We start from the raw sequence: 6,531 nt of genomic DNA on the forward strand, positions 1-6,531 counted from the left end.
ATATCCTGACAGTCCAGCCCCATTCTGAAATTTTCCGGCAATGAGAACGGTTTTGGTCATGCCGCTACCTCCTCTGCATGGGGCTGCTGCGCATGCATCCAGTCGGCCGCCTGCTGCGCCTTGCTGGCGGCGGTGAAGATGGCCTTGGGGTCGTCTTTTAGGACCTTGAGCCACGAGGCAATATAGGCGGCATGATCGGGGCGCGGATGGTGGGCGATCCCGAGGTCTGCCAAGACGAGCCCGCTGAGAATTTCCACACAGCATTCTTCGGCGGCATAGGCGGCCGAACCAAAGCGACCGGAAAGATCGCGGTCGAGCCTGTGCTTTGCGCCACTGGCGTGACCGTTCTCGTGTAGCCAGACACCGTAGAATGACGCGGCATCGCGAAACGAAGTGAACTGCGGCATGAACACGGTGTCGGCCGACGGGCGGTAATAGGCTTCCGATCCACCGAACTCCGTCTTGACGCCCAAGTTTGTGATGAACGCTTCCGCATGGGCAAGGCGTTCAGCCTCGGGCAGCACAGGGGTCGCCGGGCGCTCGTACCCGTCCACCTGAGCGATATTGAAGACAGAAAATGCGCGGGCGAACATCCGTCGATGCCCGTCATCATCGTCATCGTCGTCGGCCTGCTGGGAAACCTTGATCTCCCTCCACAAGACGACCGTGGTGGAGCGTTCTCCTTTACGCACCTGCGCGCCAGCATCCTGCCATTGCTTGTACGTTCCCCAGATACCGTCGCCATATCCGGCGGCAAAGCCCGTGGCCCAGAGCGCCAACGTGTTTATGCCGCGATAGCGCTTGCCGGATGAAACGTTGGTCGGACGCGCTATGCTGCTCCCGTTGTGGAACCAGGGCGCACGCCAGTCGCCGGCGCCGGCCTCGATGGCGGCGATGATCTCGGTGGTGATACGATTATAAACATCGGCGCGCCCGGCCGATGAGGAAGATCGGGACATGACAGGTCTCCAGGACGGGCGGAGCAGGCCTCTCCCGCTCTCCTCATCCCGTCACTCACCCCGATCCCAAGCTTCCTCTCCCTTTACCGCCGCCCGAACGGGCGGCGTCGCGCCCTCGGGCGCGATCCGGGCCAGCACACCCTCGATCCGGTCAACCTCCTGCTGGAGCGCGGTCCGCTGCAATCCGGGCAACCGCTTCTCGCGCAGCAACATGCGTGCCTCATCGGCACTCCGCTCCCAGACGGGCCTGTGATGTTCCGCGATGCAGGCGTTCGGGCAGCGGGTCGGTTCACAAAGTGCTGTCAATGGGCGGTCTGCCGCGGCATCTGTCACGCGCTTGAGGCACAGGGCGGTTGCCGGATCGAAGAAGCAATCGGCAAGCGGTCCGACATGCAGGGTGCGGGCCAGACTGGCGAGCATGGTGCGCAGACGAGACCGGTCGGCGATCATCGGCGGCAATGGCCCAAGCTCGGTGGCTGTCTCGTCGAGGGTACGCGCGACACGAGGACCGGCCGGCCCACCAAGGTCGGCCCCGCCGCGCCGCCTGTCGAAATACTCGAGCAGATCATCGATCTGGCCGAGCCGACGTTGCGCCTCGACCTCGGCGCGGAAACCCGAGGCGCTGCTACCCGCGTAGCCTTCGAACGCGGCGACGGATGCATGCTTGTACTGGATCATGCCGGCCACCGTTCCGAAAGGACGGTTTGCGATGTGCCATGCGATCGTGCGACGAAACTGGCGGGTCGTGATCCGCCAGGGCTTGCCGTCCGGCCCGGGCGGTATGGCGGGCGCCTCTTCCGTCCCGAACAGCCTGTTCAGGTGGTCACGATAGGCGTTGATCTGGCGCACGATCTCGGCGGAGACGTGCGGTTTGCTACTTCGCGTCACTGACAGCACAGGCCAGAGCGTATCGAGACCATGGGCAACAGCCGCGCGCCGGGTCAACTGTTCGAGCACCCCGATCGCATCGGCGACGGGCTCGATGGTCACCCACTCTGCCGGCGCTCCCCGGGCCCCCTTTCCCTTGTAGGCGGTGGAACGGACGCGGTGTCGTGACACGGTGCCGTCCTCGCTGCGCGCAAGCGTCAGGCATCCCCGGCGCATCGCCTGCACCTCACAATCGCGCATACCGGTCAGATAGGCGCAGACCACATAAGCCGCTGCCTGCAGCATGCGCTCTTCCAGGACGAGGGATTTGGCATCGAAGCGGAGCCGCCATGGCCGGCCGAGATCGGCATCGACCGAGATCGGCGTATCCATGCCGCCGGGTTCGATCCCGATATCCGCGATGGCGGCAGCGATGAGATCGGACGCGCCGCCGGCGAGAGCGAGATGCATCGCCGGCTCCCTGGCGGCATCGACCCCTACGTGAAGATGCAGAAGCTGCACGTTGACGACGGGCAGAAGCTCCCCGCTTACCGGATCGACGGATGCGGAACCGTTGGGCGGGCTTGCCCAGACCGGCACGCCCCGACCCTGCCGCGCGCGGGACCGGAAATAGCGCGCCAGTCGCTGCCGTTGCCGGCGGCGGCGCTCCGCATGCGGCAATCCCTGTTCCGCAACGAAAAGCCGGTCGCGGCGCGCTTCGAGCCGGGAAAGCTCACGCCGGGCGGCGAGAATGTCCCCTGCGAATACCGTGATGTAGCGCAGCGACCATGCCAGAAGCGGCGCAATGATCGGCTCGGGGATGCGCGGGGTCCGGTTCTCGGGAACATGACGATAGCCCGCGACGCGTGCGGGTGGCCGTCCGTCCCACGGTTCGAACGACAAGCCGCCGGCGGGAAGGTGCTCACGGTAGAGATAGAAGTCGATGACGATCTCGAGAAGCTGCCCGACAATGACGGGCCGCCTTGCCGGGTCCTCTCGGAGATGCCGCGCATAGGCGTCGATCAGCGGAGGATCAATGCGGGCAAGGTCCAGCGCGCCCAATCGTTCGCGGACGAAGGCGAAGAAGCGCCGCGCCCGGTTGAACGCCTGCCGCACACAGCTGGGCGGCAGCTTCGGACGATGGCCGGGAAGGTCGACATTGAGACGCGCATAGAGATAGGCGCGCATCATTGCCTGCACATCGGCATCTTCCAGCACGTCGAAATGCACGGTGACGTGGCAGCGCCGGGCGTTCTCGCGGAAGACGGCCGGACCCAGATCCCAGCTTGGATCGCCGACGCGCGACAGGTCCTCGCGGGCATGGCCCGGCTTGAGCGGCGCGCACGCCAGCACGGGCCGATCGTCGAACGCGGGAGCGCGAGCAAGGGCGGGCGCGGTCATGCGCGCGCCTCGGGAGGCAGATAGAGGCGCTCCTCCCCGGCGCGTAACCGCGCTTCGGCGACAACGGCATCGGAAAACGCGGGCAAGATCTGATGGACGATCCGGGCATGAACCTGCCCGAACTTGACCATCCAGTCGGGACCGGGAAGCCCCTGCCGCTGGTCTTCGACGAAGGACAGGAAGGCCATGATCGCGGGGAGCTTGCGGGCGGTGATGACGGCGTTGGGGCAATGGAGGCATCCCCAGAACGGCTGTTGGCATGGCGAGCCGGCCTCGGCGAAGGGGCTGCTATGGAACCCCGCGCAGGCGGCGAGCCAGAGATCCTGCTCCCCATCGAGAATGGAACCGACCGCATCCGGCGGCATCAGCGGCCCGGCCTGTTCGGGCGCTTCGCGCAGCGTCTTCTCGGCTGCTGGCGCGAGGATGGTCGGCATCGCGGCGACAACAGCGTCGCGGAAGGCATCGGCGACGGTGGCCTCGTGCAGGGGCCGCAGCGATGGCAGATCGGCGTAGTGGCGCGCCGCGACCTCGGGCGTGTGGCCGACCGCGAAGCGGGCGATGTACCCCTCAGTTTTGGTGTACCACAGCGCCTTGTGGGTTTTGCGAAGCCGGGACAGCAGAAGATGGAGCGGCTTGCCGTCCTCATCGACAATCCGGTGCCGTGCCACCCAGGCGTCGAGGCGTTCGCGCGGATGACGGATGCCGGCATGGAGACCGCCGACGCTGTGGTAAACCCAGAGACAATCGGTGGGCAGATGCTGACGGGCGACGGTCGTGATCTCGATCAGCCGGCGGAGAAGGCCACCCGGCGTGCCGAGGCCGCCGTCGCGCACGCGCATGCTCTTGTGCCCGGCGGCGCCGGCGCGTCGCTTCAGGTATCGCAGTTCGACGGTTCCGGCGGAGGGATTGGCCAGGCAATCGACCGTCAGCGCCTTCAGGCATTCCGGCTCGAGGCCGGTATCGAGAGCAAGCAGCACGAGCAATGGCGGCAGATCGGTGACGTGCAGATGATGCCGACGATGCAGGTCGTCGATCAGCGTGCTGATCGGCAAACCGCGCCGCAAGCGCATGAAATAGAGACGGCGCAACTCGACGCTCTCGGTCCGAACGGCTCCATCGCGCGCGATGAGAGCTTCGACATCGGCCCGCGCTCCGGCAATGACCGGATCGCCCTCATCGGTCCGATCCTCGGTGCCGATCCGGCGGAATATCGCTTCCACGTCCGTACGGGCCGCGTCGCGCAGCGCACGGGCGACGAAGGGGCTGTAGGCATCACGCGGGGTCGAGCGTTCCGCCGAGGTCGCCATTGTATAGCGCAACCGCTCATGGAGGTCGGGCGTGATACTGTCGGGCCGATCCGCCTCTATCGCACGCAGCGTATTGACGATCTTGCTGACCGTCACATGCCGGTAGATCGCGCCCATTCCCCCGCGTTCGAGTGCCGATGCGAAACCCTCGACATGGGCTGCGCGCATGTCTTCGGGCCCGTCCACTTCCCCCGCCTCATCGGAAAGCCAGGTGAAGAAACGGCGATAGGAGTTTACATACTGTTTGATGACGCTGGCCGCACCGATCGGGCCGCCGAGCGCGGCCGACCGGCGCAACGCGCTGGCAAAGGCGATAGCGAGCGGACGAGGATCGAGATTGGTCATGTCAACCAGGACGGTCCCGCCATGCCGCGCCTCGATGACGAACCTGAGGCCGAGCACCGGATCGGGCTTGGCTCGCTCCGGCGTGACGCGCGCGAAAGCAACGGGCCTGCCCTTGCGGGGACGCCCGCTCATGCGCCCTGCGGTCCCGGCAGCAGTGCCAGCAACTTCTCGACCGCCGAATCCACCGTATCGGCGCGGGTCGCGATATGGTCGAGATAGATATAGGTGGTGGCGAGGCTCGCGTGGCCGAGCAGGCGTTGCACCTGCTGCAGCGGGTCGCCCAGGATCAGCCGGTAGCTCTCCATCGGCCCCGCCGGCAATGCGGCTTCGCGCAGACGCTCCTGGATCAGCAAAGCGAGCATATGGACCGCGAAGGTGTGGCGCAGCTGGTGCGGGCTGATCGACAACGAGAAACCATAGTCTCTACAGCGCTTGCAGGCGCGGGCGAAGATCACCTCCCAGGAATTGGGTCGAACGGGCTGTCCGACCTCGGTCAGCCATAGCGCCGCGGGCTCGCGCGGCGTTCCGTTCTCGTTGCACAGGATCAGACGGCATCGTTCCTCTGGCGTGCAGACATCGCGCATGCGGTCGAGACCGGCGTCGGTGATATGGATCGGCCGGTCAAAGCGCGCCGCGCCATTGCGCGCGACGAATTTGGCCGCGCCTGCCGCGCGCTCGACATCGATATAGGCCGCGATCTGACGAAGCAGCCGGCGTGGGACCAGAACACTTCGTCCGCGATCGCCCTTGGTGAGCGGCGGCGGCAGGCGCAACCAGAGCTGCCGGTTCTCATCGCCGTCCGGAACAATGACCGCGAGATCACCGGAGAGCAGACCTGAGGCTTCTTCCAGTCGCAAACCTGTCGTGACGAGCAGATCGGCGAAGAGCGCGTTGCGCAATCCGTTCCGATCACGTGCGCCGGGGCGTTCGCTGCCGTCAGGCGCGAGGCCGCGCAGACCGACCTCGCGGAAGATGCGGTAGTCGTCCATCGTGACGAACCGGACATCCGACCGCTTCGCAACACGTTCATAGGCGTCGTTGCGCGCGGCGATCATTCCGCGACGTCCACCCTGCGCCGGTCGCCACACGGCACGACGGTTGAACGGTGCCTCGGCGATCAGCCCTTGCCGCTCGCCCCAGCGATAGAGGCGATCAAGGCTGGCGACGGCCCTGTTCCAGCTTGCCGCCGTGATCCGCTGACCAGCATCGCCGCGCCGACGCGCACGATGATAAGCCTCGACATCGTCGCGGGTCGCAGCCCATACGGTCTTGCCGCAAGCATCGAGAAAGCGAAGCCAGACTGTCACATCATAGGCCTGGGCGCGAAGCGAATGCCGCGATCGAATCCCCGATAGCGGCAGGTCGAGAAAGAAGCGATCCAGATCGGGGTCGTAGAGCGCGTCGCCGCGCAGGATCAACGGCACATGCGCGGCGAGACCCCCGGCCTCGCGACGCTCGCAAACAGAAATAATCGACACCAGCGCAAAACCCTCCCCATGCCCCCACCCGGCGCACGCTTCGGCCCGGCAGTTCTCAGGCTGGCCGCCGCCAGCTCTTTGGTAAGCGCGGCGGCCAGCCTGAAAACTGCCTACCGTCAACGCCTGTCACCCATCCTACGGCAAGGTGGCATGCGGTGCAGACTGTCAAGATAA

General features: G+C 66.0%; 4 protein-coding genes. All 4 read right to left on the bottom strand.

Annotated elements, in window-relative coordinates:
- Nucleotides 1-56: 56 nt before the first annotated feature.
- From F3H87_RS21610 to F3H87_RS21625, 4 genes are read right to left on the bottom strand one after another with little or no spacing between them, the layout of a single operon-like run.
- Complete coding sequence (locus tag F3H87_RS21610) at nt 57-959, bottom strand: ArdC family protein (protein WP_028093970.1); 903 nt, start codon at nt 957-959, stop codon at nt 57-59.
- Between the two features lie 51 nt (nt 960-1,010).
- On the bottom strand, nt 1,011-3,227 hold the full coding sequence (locus F3H87_RS21615; RefSeq protein WP_028093971.1) for a site-specific integrase: 2,217 nt from the start codon (nt 3,225-3,227) through the stop codon (nt 1,011-1,013).
- A complete protein-coding gene (locus F3H87_RS21620; RefSeq protein WP_028093972.1) occupies nt 3,224-5,011 on the bottom strand; it encodes a hypothetical protein in 1,788 nt (595 codons plus the stop codon). The genes F3H87_RS21615 and F3H87_RS21620 overlap by 4 nt, the downstream gene beginning before the upstream one ends.
- On the bottom strand, nt 5,008-6,357 hold the full coding sequence (locus F3H87_RS21625) for a tyrosine-type recombinase/integrase (RefSeq protein WP_028093973.1): 1,350 nt from the start codon (nt 6,355-6,357) through the stop codon (nt 5,008-5,010). Before F3H87_RS21625 ends, F3H87_RS21620 begins: the two co-directional genes overlap by 4 nt.
- Between the last annotated feature and the right edge of the window lie 174 nt (nt 6,358-6,531).

Source organism: Lutimaribacter pacificus, from assembly GCF_900142185.1.
GTDB lineage: Bacteria > Pseudomonadota > Alphaproteobacteria > Rhodobacterales > Rhodobacteraceae > Lutimaribacter > Lutimaribacter pacificus.